16 protein-coding genes are annotated in these 16,967 nt (G+C 72.4%); 2 read left to right on the forward strand and 14 right to left on the reverse strand.

What is annotated here, in order from left to right; all coding sequences use genetic code 11:
• Nucleotides 1-9: 9 nt before the first annotated feature.
• The 9 genes from AB0K82_RS31255 to AB0K82_RS31295 all read right to left on the reverse strand — a co-directional run bounded on the left by AB0K82_RS31255 (nt 10) and on the right by AB0K82_RS31295 (nt 8,549).
• Entirely contained in the window at nt 10-612 is a 603-nt protein-coding gene (locus AB0K82_RS31255; RefSeq protein WP_364403962.1) for a TetR/AcrR family transcriptional regulator, read from the reverse strand.
• On the reverse strand, nt 612-1,829 hold the full coding sequence (locus AB0K82_RS31260; RefSeq protein WP_364403964.1) for an acyl-CoA dehydrogenase family protein: 1,218 nt from the start codon (nt 1,827-1,829) through the stop codon (nt 612-614). The genes AB0K82_RS31255 and AB0K82_RS31260 overlap by 1 nt, the downstream gene beginning before the upstream one ends.
• Before the next feature lie 126 nt (nt 1,830-1,955).
• On the reverse strand, nt 1,956-2,408 hold the full coding sequence (locus AB0K82_RS31265; RefSeq protein ID WP_364403966.1) for a hypothetical protein: 453 nt from the start codon (nt 2,406-2,408) through the stop codon (nt 1,956-1,958).
• Nucleotides 2,409-2,682: 274 nt separating this feature from the next.
• Entirely contained in the window at nt 2,683-4,005 is a 1,323-nt protein-coding gene (locus AB0K82_RS31270) for an alanine racemase (RefSeq protein ID WP_364403968.1), read from the reverse strand.
• A 127-nt stretch (nt 4,006-4,132) separates the two neighbouring features.
• On the reverse strand, nt 4,133-4,540 hold the full coding sequence (locus AB0K82_RS31275) for a RidA family protein (protein WP_364403970.1): 408 nt from the start codon (nt 4,538-4,540) through the stop codon (nt 4,133-4,135).
• Between the two features lie 188 nt (nt 4,541-4,728).
• Complete coding sequence (locus tag AB0K82_RS31280; RefSeq protein ID WP_364403972.1) at nt 4,729-5,331, reverse strand: ATP/GTP-binding protein; 603 nt, start codon at nt 5,329-5,331, stop codon at nt 4,729-4,731.
• On the reverse strand, nt 5,312-5,686 hold the full coding sequence (locus tag AB0K82_RS31285) for a DUF742 domain-containing protein (protein ID WP_364403974.1): 375 nt from the start codon (nt 5,684-5,686) through the stop codon (nt 5,312-5,314). The genes AB0K82_RS31280 and AB0K82_RS31285 overlap by 20 nt, the downstream gene beginning before the upstream one ends.
• Nucleotides 5,687-5,692: 6 nt before the next feature.
• On the reverse strand, nt 5,693-6,118 hold the full coding sequence (locus AB0K82_RS31290) for a roadblock/LC7 domain-containing protein (protein WP_364403975.1): 426 nt from the start codon (nt 6,116-6,118) through the stop codon (nt 5,693-5,695).
• Nucleotides 6,119-6,137: 19 nt separating this feature from the next.
• A complete protein-coding gene (locus tag AB0K82_RS31295) occupies nt 6,138-8,549 on the reverse strand; it encodes a nitrate- and nitrite sensing domain-containing protein (protein ID WP_364403977.1) in 2,412 nt (803 codons plus the stop codon).
• A gap of 513 nt (nt 8,550-9,062) precedes the next feature.
• Between AB0K82_RS31295 and AB0K82_RS31300 the strand changes: the two genes are divergently transcribed.
• Together AB0K82_RS31300 and AB0K82_RS31305 are read left to right on the forward strand one after the other, a co-directional pair.
• On the forward strand, nt 9,063-10,505 hold the full coding sequence (locus tag AB0K82_RS31300; RefSeq protein ID WP_364403979.1) for a class F sortase: 1,443 nt from the start codon (nt 9,063-9,065) through the stop codon (nt 10,503-10,505).
• 107 nt (nt 10,506-10,612) lie between these two features.
• Nucleotides 10,613-12,574 carry a serine/threonine-protein kinase gene (locus tag AB0K82_RS31305; protein WP_364403981.1) on the forward strand — a complete coding sequence of 654 codons (1,962 nt, stop codon included), beginning with the start codon at nt 10,613-10,615 and terminating at the stop codon, nt 12,572-12,574.
• Between the two features lie 55 nt (nt 12,575-12,629).
• Here the strand turns inward: AB0K82_RS31305 and AB0K82_RS31310 are convergent, their stop codons facing one another.
• From AB0K82_RS31310 to AB0K82_RS31330, 5 genes are all read right to left on the reverse strand, one after another.
• Entirely contained in the window at nt 12,630-13,787 is a 1,158-nt protein-coding gene (locus AB0K82_RS31310) for an aldose epimerase family protein (protein WP_364403982.1), read from the reverse strand.
• Nucleotides 13,788-14,117: 330 nt separating this feature from the next.
• Nucleotides 14,118-14,453 carry a hypothetical protein gene (locus AB0K82_RS31315; protein ID WP_364403984.1) on the reverse strand — a complete coding sequence of 112 codons (336 nt, stop codon included), beginning with the start codon at nt 14,451-14,453 and terminating at the stop codon, nt 14,118-14,120.
• Nucleotides 14,454-14,496: 43 nt separating this feature from the next.
• Nucleotides 14,497-15,645 (reverse strand): oxygenase MpaB family protein, encoded by a 1,149-nt coding sequence (locus tag AB0K82_RS31320; protein WP_364403985.1) that lies wholly within the window; start codon nt 15,643-15,645, stop codon nt 14,497-14,499.
• Nucleotides 15,638-16,627 carry a polyprenyl synthetase family protein gene (locus AB0K82_RS31325; protein WP_364403987.1) on the reverse strand — a complete coding sequence of 330 codons (990 nt, stop codon included), beginning with the start codon at nt 16,625-16,627 and terminating at the stop codon, nt 15,638-15,640. Before AB0K82_RS31325 ends, AB0K82_RS31320 begins: the two co-directional genes overlap by 8 nt.
• Entirely contained in the window at nt 16,620-16,853 is a 234-nt protein-coding gene (locus tag AB0K82_RS31330; protein ID WP_364403989.1) for a hypothetical protein, read from the reverse strand. Before AB0K82_RS31330 ends, AB0K82_RS31325 begins: the two co-directional genes overlap by 8 nt.
• Nucleotides 16,854-16,967 lie beyond the last annotated feature (114 nt).

Raw genomic sequence — 16,967 nt, forward strand, 5'->3', positions numbered from 1 at the left:
GCGAATGATTCATCGGCCCGGCGAGCCGTCGCCGCCCTCCCGCAGCCCGTCGAGGTAGAGACCGACGTAGTAGTCGCCCACCGCCGCGGCGTCCAGCGGCCCGTCCGGGTGCCACCACGTGCTCAGCTGGTGCACCGCGCCGAAGAAGAAGTTGACCGCCAGGTCCGCCGGGACGCCGGGCCGGAAGGTCCCCTCCCGCTGACCCTCCTCCACCAGGGCCCGGAAGCACTCGTGGTAGCGGCGCCGCTCCGCCCGTACGGCCTTCTGCTTCTCGGCCGGCAGCAGGTGCATCGAGCGGAAGAAGACCGTCAGCTCGTCCAGGTGCGCGATGCTCGTCTCGATCACGTCGACGGCGGCGGCGCGCAGGCGTTCCTCCGCCGGGCCGGTGCCGCCCGCGAACCGCCGCAGCCGGTCGGTCTGCAGGGCCAGCAACCGGTGGTAGATCTCATAGAGCAGATCATCCTTGGCGGCGAAATAGTGGTACATCGCCCCCTTGGTGACGCCGGCGGCCCGGACGATCTCCTGGACGGAGGTGCCCTCGTAGCCGTTCTCGGCGAACAGCCGGGTGGCCACCGCCAGCAGCCGTTCCGGCAGCGGGCGCTCGTCCACCATCATCTGCCCCGGTAGGCGGCGAGCTCGCGGCGGGCGATCGACCGCTTGTGCACCTCGTCGGGGCCGTCCGCCAGGTGCAGGGTCCGCACGCCCGCCCACAGCTCGGCGAGCGGGAAGTCCTGCGAGACGCCCGCGCCGCCGTGCGCCTGGATCGCCCGGTCGATCACCCAGTTCGCCATCTCCGGCACCAGCGCCTTGATCGCCGAGATCTCCACCCGGGCGCCCTTGTTGCCGACGGTGTCCATCAGCCACGCGGTCTTCAGGACGAGCAGCCGCGCCTGCTCGATCCGGATGCGCGACTCGGCGATCCAGTCCTGCACGACGCCCTGGTCGGCGATCGGCCCGCCGAAGGCGACCCGCGACACGACCCGCTCGCACATCAGCTCCAGGGCGCGCTCGGCCATGCCGATGGCGCGCATGCAGTGGTGGATGCGCCCGGGCCCGAGCCGCTCCTGCGCGATGCGGAAGCCCTCGCCCTCGCCGAGGAGGATGTTGCCGGCCGGCACCCGCACGTCGTCGAAGGAGATCTCGGCGTGGCCGCCGTGCGTGCCGTCGTCGTAGCCGAAGACGTGCAGTCCCCGTTCGACGGTGACCCCGGGCGTGTCCTTCGGCACCAGCACCATGCTCTGCCGGCGGTACGGCGGGGCGTCCGGGTCGGTCACGCCCATCACGATGAAGATCTCGCACTCGGGGCTGAGCGCGCCGGACGTCCACCACTTGCGGCCGTTCAGCACGTACGAGTCGCCGTCCCGCTCGATGCGCAGCCCGATGTTGGTGGCGTCGGAGGAGGCCACGGCCGGTTCGGTCATGCAGAACGCCGAGCGGATCGCGCCGTCCAGCAGCGGCTCGAGCCACCGCTCCTTCTGCTCGGGCGTGCCGAACAGCGCGAGGATCTCCATGTTGCCGGTGTCGGGCGCCGCGCAGTTGAGCGCGACCGGCGCGATCTTCGGCGAGCGGCCCATGATCTCGGCGAGCGGGGCGTACTGCAGGTTGCTCAGGCCGGCGCCGTACGGCTCGTGCGGGAGGAAGAGGTTCCACAGGCCGCGCTTGCGCGCCTCGGCCTTCAGGTCCTCGATCACCGGCGGAGTGGCCCACGTGCCGGTGAGCTCGGCGGCCTGCGCCGCGTAGACGGGCTCGGCCGGATGGACGTGGGAGTCCATGAACTCCAGCAGCCGGTCGCGGTACTCGATGGTGGTCTGGTCGAATGCGAAGTCCATCGCCGTCCCCTCGCGGACGCGGCCACTGCGGCCGTCGGGTCTGCCCGGCCCGTCAGCATACCGACTGGTCGGTATGACGACCGTAAGCAGACGGGGCCCGGCGCGTCAACGCCGGGCCCCGTCGGGTCACTGGTGCAGGCCGTGCCCGGTCTCCTCGTCGCCGCGGTCCACGTCGAGTCCGACGACCGACGCGCACCGGCGGCAGACCCACTCGGCGACGACGGACTCGGCGTCCATGTCACGGGTCCGGTACGGCTTGGCGATCTTTCTGCGGCGCATTCCGTGACCGCATGTCGAATGCACCAAAAGCCCACAATTCGGGCAAGGCCAGACGTCGTCCCCGGGACGCTCACAGCCCGGACATACGGGCCTGTCGTGATCAACAGTGATCGGCTCGAGTTCGGCACGCCAGGTGCGTTCGAGATCAAGATATTCGTCGTTCGGCCAGGAATCATCGGCCAGCCAGGCGAGATATTCCTCGTCGCCGGGAGGCAGCACGGCGGTCATCGACTCGGGATAGGCGTTCGGGTCGGGCGCGGCCGCTGCGGACCGGCGGCGCCCCCGCACCGCGAGCGTCACGGACAGGAGGACGAGCAGGGGAGTCCAGAGAAAGATGTTCATATTCCCACATCCGCGGAGGCGCTCATGGCGGCGGTCACGAGGCGGGGCGGCAGTTCGCGGGGGAGCACCGCTGTACCCACGGTGGCGTCCTTTCATGAGTCGCTGTCGGGGGGGCGCAAGCGATCATGCATGCGGGGCATAAAACGGTAGAACAGTACCGAATCGAGCTCGGCCATGGAAATCGATCAAACAATTTCGTCAGTTACCGTCCCGTAGTTCATATAATGAATCTTCAGAAGAAGGTCCGGACCAGATCCACCACCACCGGACCGTCGGCCGCGGCGTCGTCGACGACCGGGATGAGCGTCCACTTGTCGAACGCCGTGCAGGGGTGGGACAGGCCCAGACGGACGACGTCGCCCACCGACACGTCCGCGTCCCGGAGGAACGCGTGCTGGTCGTTCAGCGCGCTGACGCGCGCGCCGGCGGCGAGCGGCCCGCGTCCGCGTACGAACTGCGGCTCCGGCATGCCCTCGTCGCAGGGAAGGTCGCGCTTGCCGGCGTCCAGGAGGGCCAGCCCCGGCTCCGGCCGGGAGAGGACCCGCGCCCACCCGTGCATCGCGCTGCGCAGTCGCACGGCCCCCTCCTCCCGGGCGAACGGCGAGACGCCACGGTAGAACCCGTCATCGTGGATGAGGTACGCGCCGGAGCGGAGCATGACCCGGGTACGGGCGTCCGAGGCCGGAGCGAGGACGCGGACGACCACGTCGAACCACGCGCTTCCACCGGCGGTGATCACGGCGTCGCCGGTCTCGTCCGCCGCGTCCAGCAGCCGCCCGTCGCGGAGGCGGTCGTGCAGCTCCCGCAGGTCACCGAGGTAGGACTCGAGCACGGCGACCGCCTCCGCGACGGAGCCGTGGGCCAGCGCGCCCTCATAGCCGCTGACGCCGACGAGCCGGAGGTGCCGGGCCGTCGTGACGGCCTCCGCGACGGCCAGCGCCTCGTCGAGCGTACGGGCGCCGGTACGGCCGCCCGCGCCGCCCAGTTCCACGCAGACGTCGAGCGTCCGCGATGGCTCGACCGGGCCGCCGCCGAGCGCCTCCTCCATGAGTTCGACGGCGCGCACCGAGTCGACCCAGGAGGTGACGGAGAAGTCCGGGTCGCGGTCGAGCTCGGCGGCGATCCAGCGCAGCCCCGCCGGGTCCAGGACGGTGTTGGCGAGGTGGACGCGCCGCACGCCGAACGCCCGGGCGACCCCGAGCTGCGAGAGGTTGGCGAGGGTGATGGCGCGGGCGCCCGCGGCCAGTTGCCGCTCCCACAGGGCCGGGGCCATCGTGGTCTTGCCGTGCGGGGCCAGGTCCACGCCCACCGCCGCGCACCAGCCGGCCATCGTGCGCAGGTTGTGCTCCAGCGCGCTCGCGTCGAGCGTGAGCAGCGGAGTGCCGAGGTCCTCCAGCGCGGGCCGCCCCGCCACGAAGCCGGCCACCGTACTCCCCCACGCCGAGGCGGGAACGGCCTTGAAGCGCCAGTCCAGCCGCTCGGCCGCGAGCTCGGCGACCCGCTCGGCGTCGATCTCGCCCGTGGCGGCGCGGGTCTCGGTGTGCTCCAACGTCATCTCCTATCTCGCGCGCGTACCGCGTTCACCGGCGGATCCGGCGACCGGCCGCGTCCTCCAGGGCTCCCCGTGGACACGGCGCGGCTCAGGCCGGAGACGCCGCGCCCGGCGTCGGGATGCCGCTCCCTCAGCCGACGACGGCCTGGGCGTCGATCTCGACGAGCATGGCCTCGTTCGGCAGTTCGGCGATGAGCGTGGTCCGGCACGGCTTGACGCCGTCTTTGACGTGCTCCTCGAGGAACGCGGCGTACTCCTCGTTCATCGGCCCGAAGTCGGCGCGCCTGGTGAGGTAGACGCGGAACATCACCACGTCCCCGACCGACGCCCCGCCCGCCTCCAGGACGGCGCGGACGTTCTCCAGCGTCCGGCGGGTCTGCGCCTTCACGTCCCCGGCGTGGAGGTACGCCCCCGTCGCCGGGTCCTGCGGGCCCTGGCCGGACACCTGAAGGATCGGTCCCTTGCGCACCCCCTGGGAGAACACCGGCAGCGGAGTGGGAGCCCCCTCGGTACGAATCTCGGTCTTCGCCTCGCTCATGCGACCTCCTTCGTCGGTCGTGCCATTCTCACGCCGTCCCTCGGACCGCCACCACGGCGGGGCCGGTCGCCACGGCCCCCTCCGCTCCGCCGAGTATGCAATGGAACGTTCCATCATGGCGGCGGTTCAGAAAAATGTCCGCTTCCGGTCGGCCGGTCCTTACCTCGCGGGGGCGCGCCGACCGGTCCTCAGCCCGTGGGGACGCGCCGGCCGGCCAGGCGCAGCGCGTGCTCGACGATGGACACGAGGACCAGCTTGGCCGACTCCCGGCGCCGCACGTCGCACAGGATGATCGGCACATCGGGGGCGACGTCGAGGGCCGCGCGGACCCGGTGCACGTCGTACCGCGGCGCGCCGTCGAAGCGGTTGACGGCCACGACGAACGGCGTGCCGCGCTGCTCGAAGTAGTCGATCGCCGCGAAGCCGTCGGCCAGCCGCCGGGTGTCGACGACGACCACCGCGCCGGCCGCCCCCCGGGCGAGTTCGTCCCACATGAACCAGAACCGGTGCTGGCCCGGGGTCCCGAAGAGGTACAGCGCCACGTTGTTCCGGAAGGTGATGCGGCCCCAGTCCATCGCCACCGTCGTGGTCTCCTTGGCCTCGACCCCGGAGGTGTCGTCGACGCCGATCCCCGCGCTGGTGAGGGCCTCCTCGGTGCGCAATGGCCGGATCTCGCTGACCGTGCCGACCAACGTGGTCTTGCCCGCCCCGAATCCGCCGGCGATGAGGATCTTGATCGCCATCGGCGAGTCCTGCGCGGTGACGCCGGAGTCAAAGTGTGTATAGCTCATTGAGCACAGTCCTGAGTATGCGTTCGTCGTGCGCGTACGAACGCGTGTCGGGAGGCCGCACGCTGATCAGGCCCCAGTATCGAAGATCTCCCAGCAGGACGCGGACGACGCCGAGCGGCAGCCCCACGTCGGCGGCGAGGTCGGCGACCGTCATCGGCCGCCGGCACAGGCCGAGGAGCCGCAGGTGCTCCGGGTCCAGCCACCGCCGGTCCGCCCTGGCCGGCGCCCGGCCCACGACGACCGCCAGCAGGTCGAGTGTCTCCCCGTACGACCGGGTCCGGCCACGGCTCACCGCGTACGGCCGGACCACCGGGCCGGCCGCGTCGTCGAACCATCGGCGCTTGGACGCGGTCACGGGGGATCACGCTCCCCCCGGTGGTCCGTCCGGACTCGCGGCCGCCGAGCGCGCGGAGGTGGCCAGGTGGCGGCGGACCCGCTTGACCAGCCGCGCCATCTCGTACGCGATCAGGCCGATGTTCGCGTCGCCCTCGCTCACGACCGCCAGGCACGTGCCGTCACCCGCCGCGACCACGAACATGAACGCCTTCTCCAGCTCGATCACCGTCTGGCGGATGCCTCCGCCCTCGACGCGCTCGCTCACCGTCCGGGCCAGGCTGTACAGCCCGGCCGCCAGCGCGGCGAACCGCTCGGACTCCTCCGGGTCCATCCCCTGCGACGTCCCCATCGGCAGTCCGTCGCCGGTCAGGATCATCGCGTGGCGCACCCGGGCGACCCGCCCGACGAGATCGTCGAGCAACCAGTTCAGCTCACCGGTCGTATCCAGCATCGGCCCCTCACCTTCGCGGCTACTCGTCGAGGTCCGGGGCCTGGCGGCCGCGCTGCCAACCCCGTTGAAGCGATGCCATGAGCGACCGGGTCTCCTCCGGCGGGCGTGTGGTCATCGATTGGTCGGCCGTGGATTCCGGCCCGGTCTGCTCCTTCCGGAGCTGCGGTGCGAGGTTCGCCTGGCGGACGCGCCTCGGCAGTTCGGGTGCGTCCTCGTCGGTCCAACCCTCGTACGGCGCCTGGATGTCCTCGCCGGCCCAGCCGGAGCCGACCCAGTCCGGAGTGGGCCAGGGGACGGCCCGGTCGTCCGACCACTGGGCCTGCTCCTCCCACTGGCCGCCGCCGACCGGGGCGGCGATCTCCAGCGGCGCGGCCAGGGGCGGCGGAGGCGGGTCGGCGGGCGCCTCGACCTCGGCGACCGCACGCCAGGCCGGGTCGGCGGGCGCCTCGACCTCGGCGACCGCATGCCAGGCCGGGTCGATGGCGGGCTGTTCCGGCAACGCGTCGTCGTAGTCGAACGCCTGGTCGCCGGCCAGCAGATCCGGCGGGACCAGCACGACCGCCCGCACCCCGCCGTACGGCGAGGTGCCGAGGGTGACGCGTATCCCGTGCCGGGTGGCGAGCCTGCCGACGATGAACAGGCCCAGCCGATCGCTGTCGAGCAGGTCGAACTCCGGGGGGTTCGCCAGCTTCTCGTTGGCCTCGGCGAGCTCCTCGTCGTTGAGGCCGATGCCGCGGTCCTCGACCTCGATCGCGTAGCCGTGGGCCACGAGTTCGCCGCGGACCTGCACCTGCGTGGTGGGCGGGGAGAAGGCCGTGGCGTTCTCGATCAACTCGGCGAGCAGGTGCGTCGTGTCGGCGATGATGGAACCGTCGAGCGCCGTCGGAGTCGCGGACTCGACCACGACGCGGGTGTAGTCCTCCACCTCGGCGACCGCCGCGCGCAGGATGTCCTTGATACCGACCGGGTTGTGCCAGCCGCGGGCGGGCGCGGCGCCCGACAGGATCGCCACGCCCTCGGCGTGGCGGCGCATGCGCGTGGTGAGATGGTCGAGCGCGAACAGGTCGTCGAGGACGTCCGGGTCACGAGCCTGCTTCTCCATCGTCTCGAGCATCGCGAGCTGCCGGTGGAGCAATGACTGGTTGCGCCACGCGAGGTTGATGAAGACCTTGTTGATCCCCTTCCGCAGCCGCGCCTCGCCGACGGCGGCCTCGACGGCGGTCCGCTGCAGGGTGCCCAGGGCGTCCGCGACGCGGGAGACCTCCTTGCTGCCGCCGCCCTTCACCGGAGGGCTCTCGGCCTCGACGTCGACCTCCTCGCCGTCACGCAGCCGCTTGATCACCCGCGGCAGGCGAACCTGGGCGAGGTCGAGGGCGGCCCGCTGCAGGACGGCCATCTCCCGCGCCAGCGTCCGGCCGAACAGAAGGGAGACGACGATCGACAGCGCCAGCGCGACGATCCCGATCCCCGCCGTGAGGGAGAGGAAGAGGATGGATCTGCGCTCGATCGGCTTCGTCTCGCTGGTCAGCGTCGCGCCGGCGTCGATGGTCGCCTGCGACCAGGCCCGCATCAGCGGCTCGATCGTCGCCTGCCAGGAGACGGACTGCGCCGGCAGCCGGGCGCCGGGCCGCGTCGCGATGATCGCGTCCTCCAGCGCGCGGAAGGCGTTGAAGCTCGGCGAGTCGACGATCTTGTCCCACGGAGTGCGCAGGGCGGGTCTCGCCCGCGAACGCGCCGCGTCGAAGAGATAGCGCTCGTTGTAGGCGCTCTGCGCGAACACTCCGTAGGCCTGAGCGCTGATCCGGTGGCTCCTGGTCGCGAGCGCCGAGGTCACCAGGGCGTCCTCTCGCATCACGAGCTCGCGCGCGGTGGCGGACTCGACCAGCGCCGTGCCCTGCTGGTAGATCTCCGCGTCGTCGATGACGATCATCGTGCTGAACACCCGGATCACCGACTCGATCGCGGTGCTGTAGTCACCGATCGCGCCGAGGGCGTCCACGGACTCGGCGTCGACCCGGCCGCGCAGGGCGGTGAGCCCGTCGAGCTGCTGCCACAGGTCGTCGAGCCGCTGGCGCGTCGTCGGGTTGACGGAGCGCTGGGCGTCGCCTGAGAGCGCGGACCTGCGGAACTCCGCCTGCGCGGTGTCGACGGCGGCCCGGCCGTCGGTCACCTCCTGCCGGTCCTGCCGACCCCTGGTGGTCAGCAGGACGGCCGACACGGCGCGCTCCCGCTGCAACGCGGCCTCGAGCTTGGCTCCCGGGATGGTGACCTTCTGGTACGCGGTCGACGCCTTGTACTTGCCGATCGCGTCGCGGGAGGCGAGGAAGGCGGCGAACGCCCAGACCCCGGCCAGGCAGACGATCGGGACGAGGCTCAGCACCAGCAGCCTGGTCCGTAGGGACCACCTGCCGGAACGCTTGGGAGAACGCATTGATGGCCTCGCCGTCTCCGTCAACAATTGTGAAACATCAAGATCTTAGAGGGCTCAAATGGCACCACATGTGCCGCGCGGGTGGCAATAGCCTCCCTGGGCCATACCGGTTTCGCTGCTTTGGAACACCACGCCACCCAGAAGGGGAGCGGCGAATTGTGGCGTGGCGGCAACCTTTGTCCGTTCTCAAGCGACTGGAAGGGCAGATCGCGTCCGCCGCGTCCGCCGCCCGGCTCCCGCCGTAAGCCGCCGGTCGCCCGTCGGCAGGCCGGCTCCGGCGGTGACCGCCGGCGGCGCCGCCTGACCCGGCGGTCGCGGTCCGCCGCCCGCCCTTCCGCCCCGCCGGGGGCGGGCGGCTTCACCGCGCATCGGCCGGATCACCGGACATGACGGCGCTCCGTGAGGAAGACTTCACGCAGCGGCAGGATCGGCCGGGTCCTCCCGGTCGGCACCGTTTCCGTCGACGTCAACAGCCCGCGCCGCTCGCGGGCGCGAGCCTGTCAGGAGGCCGTCATGACGCCCCGTCCCCCGTGCTCCGCCGGCCGGACCCGCAGTATGCGCGGATCCGTCATCGTCGCCGTCACGGTCTTAGGCGTCGTGCTGCCGGGCGCCTCCTCCGCCCTGGCCGCGCCGGGCGACGGCTACCTCCGGCTCGCGCACCTGTCCCCCGACACTCCCGCCGTCGACGTCTACCTGTACGCCGCGGGGCGGAGCACGCCGCGCCTGGTGCTCAAACACGTCGGCTACGGCGTGCTCTCGCCGTACCAGCGGCTCGGCGGCGGCGATTACACGGTCGCGATGCGCCCCGTCGACGCGGCCGCGACGAGCCCGCCGGTGCTGTCGGCCCACGTCCACGTACGCCCGCGCGCCGCCTACACCGTCGCGGGCCTCGGCCCGTACAAGAGCCTCACGCTCAGGATCCTGGAGGACGCGCGCACCGCGCCCGCCGGCCGCGTGGCGCTCCGCGTCATCGAGGCGTCGCTGCAGCGGCCGGTCGTGACCGTCACCGCCGATGGCCACGCCCTCGCCGGGGACCTGCGGTTCCCGGAGGTCACGTCCTACCGTTCGCTGCGGGCGGGGGCGGCCACGGTCCGCGTCACGGGCGGGTCCGGGGCGCCCGTGACGTCACGGGTCACGCTGCGCGCCGGTTCCGTGCACACGCTGTTCGTGCTCGACGGGACGTCGGGACCGCGCCTGCTCGACCTGCGCGACGCCGCGGCGCCCCGCCGGACGCCGCGCGGCCCGGTCGAGGCGGGGCTCGGCGGGCTGGCCGGCCGGGTCGCCCCGCCGCCGTGGGTGGTCTCCGCCCGGCTCATCCCGCTGCCCCCCGCACCGGCGGCGGTCGGCCGAGGGGACCGACCCGGTCCGTACACGGATGCCGACCGCGGGAGCAGGCCCCGCCCGTACGCCGACGCCGAGCACGGGAGCAGGCCCGGCAAGTACGCCGACGCCGAGCGTGGAGAAGGGCCCGGCGCGTACGCCGACGGCGAGGGCGGAGGCAGGCCCGGCGCGTACGCCGAGCCGGTGACGCTGCGGATCCCCGAGATCGGCGTGCGATCGCCGCTGGACCGCCTGACGACGGACCCGCGCGGGCGGCTCCTCCCACCGCGCGACCCCGCGCGCGCCGGATGGTTCGCCGACGGCGTCCGGCCCGGCGACACGGGACCGGCCGTGATCGCGGGGCACGTGGACTCCCGTACGGGTCCGGCCGTCTTCACCCGGCTGGCGTCCCTGCGACCGGGCGCCCGGATCCTGGTCACCGACGCGACCGGCCGTGTGGCGGCCTTCACCGTCGATCGCGTGCGGTCCATCTCCAAGGAGGACTTCCCCACGGCGGACGTCTACGGGGCGACCCCCGACCCGCAGCTGCGCGTCATCACCTGCGGCGGCGCGTTCGACCCGGTGTCCGGGCACTACCTGCGCGACGTGGTCGTGTACGCGAGCCGCGCCCGATGAGCCCCGATGACCCCCGGCCGTCCCCGCAGCGGCTGCGGCCGGCCGCCCGGGGACGACGGACCGAAGGTCCCTATCCTCCGGGGCGGGCCGACGGTTATCGTCCTGCCATGCCGGATGGCCGAGGGCGGCTGATCGCCGGGCAGTACCGTCTCCTCGAGGAGATCGGCCGGGGCGGTTTCGCGGTGGTGTGGCGCGCCCGCGACGAACGCCTGCAGCGCGACGTCGCCGCCAAGCGCCTGTTCCTTCCCACCTACTCCACGGCCGAGCAGCGCGCCGAACAGCGCCGGCGGACCCTCCAGGAGGCCCGCTCGGCGGCCCGGCTCGACCATCCCGGCGTCGTCACCGTGCATGACGTCGTCGAGGACGGCGACGATCCGTGGATCATCATGGAGTACGTCGACGGGCGGTCTCTGGGTGAGCTGGTGCGCACGTACGGCCCGCTGCCTCCGCGGCGCGTCGCCGACATCGGCCTGCAGTTACTCGACGCCCTGCGCGCCGCGCACCTGGCCGGGGTGCTGCACCGCGACGTCAAGCCCGGCAACGTCCTGCTCGCGGGCCGGCGGGTCGTGCTCGGTGACTTCGGGCTCGCCACCGTCGAGGGCGACCCGGCCCTCACCCAGTCCGACGTCGTCATGGGCGCCCCCGCGTACCTCGCGCCCGAACGCGCCCGTGGCGAACCCGCCGTCGCGGCGTCCGACCTGTGGTCGCTCGGCGCCACGATGTTCTACGCCGTCGAGGGCCGGCGGCCCTTCAACGGCGTGAACCCGAACGCCATGCTGCACTCGATCATCACCGAGGAGCCGGCTCCGGCGCCGCACGCCGGCCCGCTCGGTCCGGTCCTGGACGGGCTGCTCCACAAGGACGTCGGCGAACGCCTCGGAGCCGGCACGACGGCCGTCCTCCTCGCCGCCGTCGCCGACCGGGCCCGGGCGTCCGGACGGTCCGCCGGATCGGACGTCGACCGGACGCGTTCCACGGCGGGGGCGAGAGCCGGGGGCGCGCGGCCGGCGAACGCGCCCGGCGACCTGACCCGCCCGGGCCACGCCTCGCCCCGCGCGCGGGCGTGGCCCGGGCGCCACCGCACCATGCTCATCGCCGCTCCGGTCGCGGCCCTCGCGCTCGCCCTCGTGACCGTTCCGAACCACGACCACGACGTCGCGCGGCGGGCCCAGCGGCGGCCCCGCCCGGCGGCCACGGCTCCACGGCTCCTGGCCTCCATGCCCGCGGGCCCGAGTGAGATCTACACCGTGGCCTTCAGCCCGGACGGGCGTACTCTCGCCGCCGGTGGCGCGGACCACACCGTACGGCTGTGGAACCTCGCCGACCGGCGGCTCACGACGACCCTCACCGGCCACGCGTACGACGTGTTCGCCGCGGCGTTCAGCCCGGACGGCCGGACCCTGGCGACCGCGGGATACGACGGCAAGGTGCTGCTGTGGAGCGGCGACGGGCGTAGCCGGATCGCGACGCTGGACACGCACGGCAACGGGGTCAGCGCCCTGTCCTTCAGCCCGGACGGCGCGGTCCTCGCGAGCGCGGGGGACGAGGTGCGCCTGTGGGGCGTCGCGGACCACCGCGCCGTCGCCACGTTGCCGGCCCACGGTGAGAGCATGTTCACCGCCGCCTTCGCACCGCGCGGGACCACCCTGGCCACCGCGGGCACCTGGGCGATCCGGCTGTGGGACACCGCCCGGCTCGCCCGCTCCGTCACCGTGACCCGGCTGACCTCGCTGATCGTGGGCATGGCGTTCAGCCCGGACGGCCGGACCCTGGCGGCCGGCGGTTACGACGGTCGCGTGCGCCTGTGGGACGTCGCCACCCACCGGCTCGTGGCGGCCCTGCCCGACCTTCCCGGCCGTGTCAACGGCGTGACGTTCAGCCCGGACGGCCGGATTCTGGCCTGCGCCGGGGGCGACACCGTACTGCTGTGGGACGCCCCGGCCCGGCGGCCCGCCACCACGCTCTCGACGCGGACGGGCGTCGTCGACGCCGTCGCGTTCGCCCCCGACGGCAGGACCCTCGCCACGGCCGGCGACGACGCGACCGTCCGCCTCTGGAGCCTCGGCTGAGCAGTCGTGTCGCCCAGAGCCCGCGTACGGGCGGCTCCGGGCGACACGGACGGGGTCAGTGCGCGGAGAAGGACCAGACGGTCGAGGTCCGGTAGGTCTGCCCGGGGCGCAGCACGGTGGACGGGAAGTTGGAGTGGTTCGGCGAGTCGGGGAAGTGCTGGGTCTCCAGCGCGAACCCGTCTCCCTGGCGGTACTGCCGGCCGCTCGTGCCGTACAGCGTGCCGTCGAGGAAGTTCCCCGAGTAGAACTGGATGCCGGGCTGGTCGGTGTAGATCTTCAGCACCCGGCCGCTCGTCGGCTCGCCGACCTCGGCGGCGAGCCGGAAGCCCGAGCCGTTCAGCACCCAGTTGTGGTCATAGCCCTGCCCGTAGGCGAGCTGCTGGAAGCCGTCACGGATGCGCGCGCCGATCGGCGTGGCCTTGGTGAAGTCCATCGGCGTGCCGGCGACCGGCGCGAGCTGCCCGGTCGGGATGAGGGTGGAGTCGACGGGGGTGTAGCGGTTCGCGTTGAGGCGCAGCCGATGGTCGTAGATGCCGCCGGACCCCTCCCCCGCGAGGTTGAAGTAGGAGTGGTTGGTCAGGTTGACGACCGTGGCCCTGTCCGTGGTGGCGTGGTAGTCGAGGCGCAGGGAGCTCCCGCTCAGCGTGTACGTCACGGAGGTCTTGAGGGTGCCGGGGTAGTTCATGTCCCCGTCCGGGCTGGTGTAGTCGAGCCGTACCCCGACCGCGTTCTTGGTCTTGACCGGGGTGGCGGACCAGACCTTCGTGTCAAAGCCCTTCGGACCGCCGTGCAGGGAGTTGCCGTTGTTGTTGAGCGGCAGGTGGTAGGTCGTTCCGTCAAGCGTGAAGGTGCCCTTGGCGATGCGGTTGCCGTACCGGCCGATCAGCGCGCCGAAGTACGGCCCGGGGTTGTTCTTGGCCACGTAGTCGTCGAGCTTGGGGAAGCCGAGCACCACGTCGGTGCGGTGTCCGTGCCGGTCGGGGGCGTCGAGCCGCTGGACGATGCCGCCGTACGTGATGATCTTGACGCTGATGGCGCTGCTGGTGAGGGTGTAGCGCCACACCTTGGTGCCGTCGGACAGCGTGCCGAACGGGTCCTTGGAGATGGTCGGGCTCGGCGCCGCGGCGGCGTTCACCACGGGCAGCGTGCCGGTCACCAGCGCTGCGAGCGCGGCGACGCCGATCAGGAGGGTCTTCTTGGGGCGGAGGGGCACGAAAGCTCCTTTCTGTGGCCGTGAACGGCCGGGATGCGCATCCGCCGCCCGCCCCCGAACAGGCGGTCTCCGATGTGCCGTTGCCAGGAAGCCGCGAAGAGGCCGGTGGCCTGCCCCGCTACAGACCGTCCACCATGTTCGATATTTCGAACGCTGTCCGAGGTCTGCGGCCAGACGCTAAATTCCCCCGCGAAAGCTGTCAAGGGACGTCATCGTCGACCTTTGCAAAAACGCCCTTCGTGCCCGACAGTCGCCCCATCGCGAAATACCGCACCAAAAGCGCCTACTGTCCGATATCGCGAATTTCCACAATGATCGCCGGGGCGGTGATCAGCCCGCGCCCCGTGGAACGCCGATCGCGAGCGGAGCCGTATCGTCGTCGGGCCCCTCGCCGAAAGCGTCGAGCAGGTCGGTGACGGCGTAGGCCCCCACCTCCCGAGGGGCGATGACGTCCTCGCGGCATTCGAGGACGAGGGTCGGCACGCTGACGGCGGCCAGGTCCTTCCGGCTGTCCGACAGGAAGGTGGTGCGGGCGAAGACGGCGGCGGTGTCCGGGTCGGTGGCGCGCCACCGATTCTGGTCCCACCCGAAACCGTGCGCCAGCATCAGCACCGGCCCTCCGGCTCGTCCGGTGACCCGCACGTTGTTCCGGCTGCGCATGTCCATCGCGACATCGCATCCGCGCGGAATGCGACGGTCGCCGCCGCGGTCAGGTGAGATCGGCCGGGGGTGGCGGGGTCCAGCGGGATACCGGTGAGCGCACGCCGTACTCGGCCTTCAGCTCCTGCGGGATGGCGTAGTGCATGACGCGTCCCCGGGTCAGGGAGGACAGTTCGAGCACCGAGACCAGGCGGCCGAGCCGGTCGGACAGTTGCTCGGCCCAGGGCCCGCGGTCCTCGAAGCGTTCGACCGCGCCGAGGAGGACCGGGACGACCCCGATGACGGAGTCCCAGCGCGACCGCGGCACCTGGAGCCAGTCGGCCGTGGTGTCGCCGACCAGGAAGCGGATGAGAGCGGGGACCACCGGGTCCAAGAGCGTGCCGGGGACGACGCCCTCGTACATCTCGATCAACTGCCCGGTGAGGTGCGCCCCTTCGGGGGACGGCCCCATGTGGCGGAGCATGTACCGGTCGGAGAACCGGCGGGCCGCATCGAGGTCGGGCGGAATGGTCGCCGGATCGCAGCCGAGGACCGCGCCCACCACCCGCCAGGCGTAGTAGTACGCCTCGGCGCCGTCGGGGGTGATGTGGACGCCCAGCCGGTGCAGCGCGTCCAGCACCTGGATGCTGAACATCATCAGCCCGCCGAGCATGTCCTCCTGGCAGATCGGGACGGGCTCCGGCCACTTGCCCGCCTGCTTCAGGTGACGGCGGATGGAGGCGTGCAGCAGCCGGACCTTCTGCGCCGCCGGGAGGAACCGGCCGCCGGCCTCGAACGCGTCCGGCCGCATGAGGTACACGGTGAACTGCCCGGTCTCGGCCATGCGCCGCGACGGGTAGGCCAGCGAGTGCGTCGCGGACAGCAGCTTGGCGATGTGCGGGACGACGTAACACGCCGGCATCGCCGCGAAGGACAGGGCGGTCGAGATGTGCACGTCGTTGTCGATGAAGAACTGCCGGGCCCGCTCCATGACCGCCCAGTCGACCCACTCCGGCGGGGTCGCCGTCGCCTCCAGGTAGTCACGGGCGGCGTCGGGGACGTCCTCGGGCAGCGCCTGTCCGGAAACGGTGAACCAGCGCATGAGCGTGTTGAACCTGGGCACCTCCGCCCCGCCGAACAGCGCCCCGACGGTCGCGTCGGCCAGTTCGTCGCCCTTGAGGCGCAGGCCGTCCAGGTACTCGTCGGTGTACTCATTCATCAGCGGTCGCCTCGCAGATCAGTCGGGTCAGGGCGGTGGCGGCCTCGGGGGCCAGCCGGGAGCCGTGAAGCGCCGCGCGGGCGGTCTCGGCGCGGTCGTCGATCATCTGCCGGACCTCGGCGGGCGCGCCGGACCGCCGCATGATGTCCCGGATCTCGGCGGCGTCGGCGGGGGTGACCGGACCGTCGATGAGGTCGCCCAGCCGCCGCCGGTCGGCCTCCGTCGCCCGGGCCAGTGTCAGGGCCAGCAACGCGGTCGGCTTGCGGCCCGTCAGGTCGTCCAGGGCCGACTTGCCGGTCCGCGCGGGGTCGCCGAAGACGCCCCACAGGTCGTCACGGAGCTGGAACGCCTCACCGAGCGGACGCGCGTACGCCGCCAGCGCGCGCAGCGTCGCGGGGTCGGCTCCCCCGAGCACGGCGCCGATCTGCAGCGGTCGCTCGACGGTGTACGACCCGGTCTTGAACCGCACGATCGCCAGGGAACGGGCCAGGTCGGGCGCGCCTCCCGTGCGGAGGATCTCCAGGCACTCGCCGGCCACCAGCTCGCGGCCCATCGTGGCCCAGACGGGCAGCGCCCGGGCCAGGAACGTCCGTGGCAGACCCGACGCGTGGAAGAGCTGCCCCGCCCACGCCATCAGCAGGTCCCCGATCATGATGGCCAGGCCGTCGCCGAGCCTCTCGTGCGCCGTCACGCGGCCGCGCCGCAGCGGACTCCGGTCGATGATGTCGTCGTGGACGATCGCCGCGGCGTGCACCAGCTCCAGGGCCGCCGCCGCCCGGACCATCGCGTCGGTGTCCGGCTGACCCGACGCCCGCCATCCCCAGTAGCAGAACGCCGGGCGGATCCGTTTGCCCCCGGCGATCGAGACGCGCATCTGCTCGGCGACGGGCGTGAGCCCTCCGTCGAGCGCGAGCAGCTCGCCGAGCTCCGTCTCGACGAACTCCGTCAGGGCACGGTCGACCCGGAACCGCAGGTCACTCATCCCTACCCCGCTCGGCGACCCGGCGGGCCAGCACCTCCAGGTGCGCCTCGGGCACCGGGCCGGTGCGCCGGACCGCCAGCTCGCCGCGCGCCCGCAGCTCCTCTCGCACCTCCGTGAGGCCGGGCAGGCGCCGGGCGGCGCCCCGCAGCCCGCCCGTCACCAGGTCGGCCAGCCCGGCCGTCAGGTAGAGGATCTCGTCGTACGGACCGCCGCCGTTCCTCGCCATGACCACTCTCCGCTTCAATGTCGATACATCGAGTGATAGCACCGGAATCGGCGGCATGGACGCTCGTGGCCTCATCAGGCCAGTTCCACGGAGCGTGAGAGCGGGACGACCGTC

This window comes from Actinoallomurus sp. NPDC052274 (assembly GCF_040679475.1).
GTDB lineage: Bacteria > Actinomycetota > Actinomycetes > Streptosporangiales > Streptosporangiaceae > Actinoallomurus > Actinoallomurus liliacearum.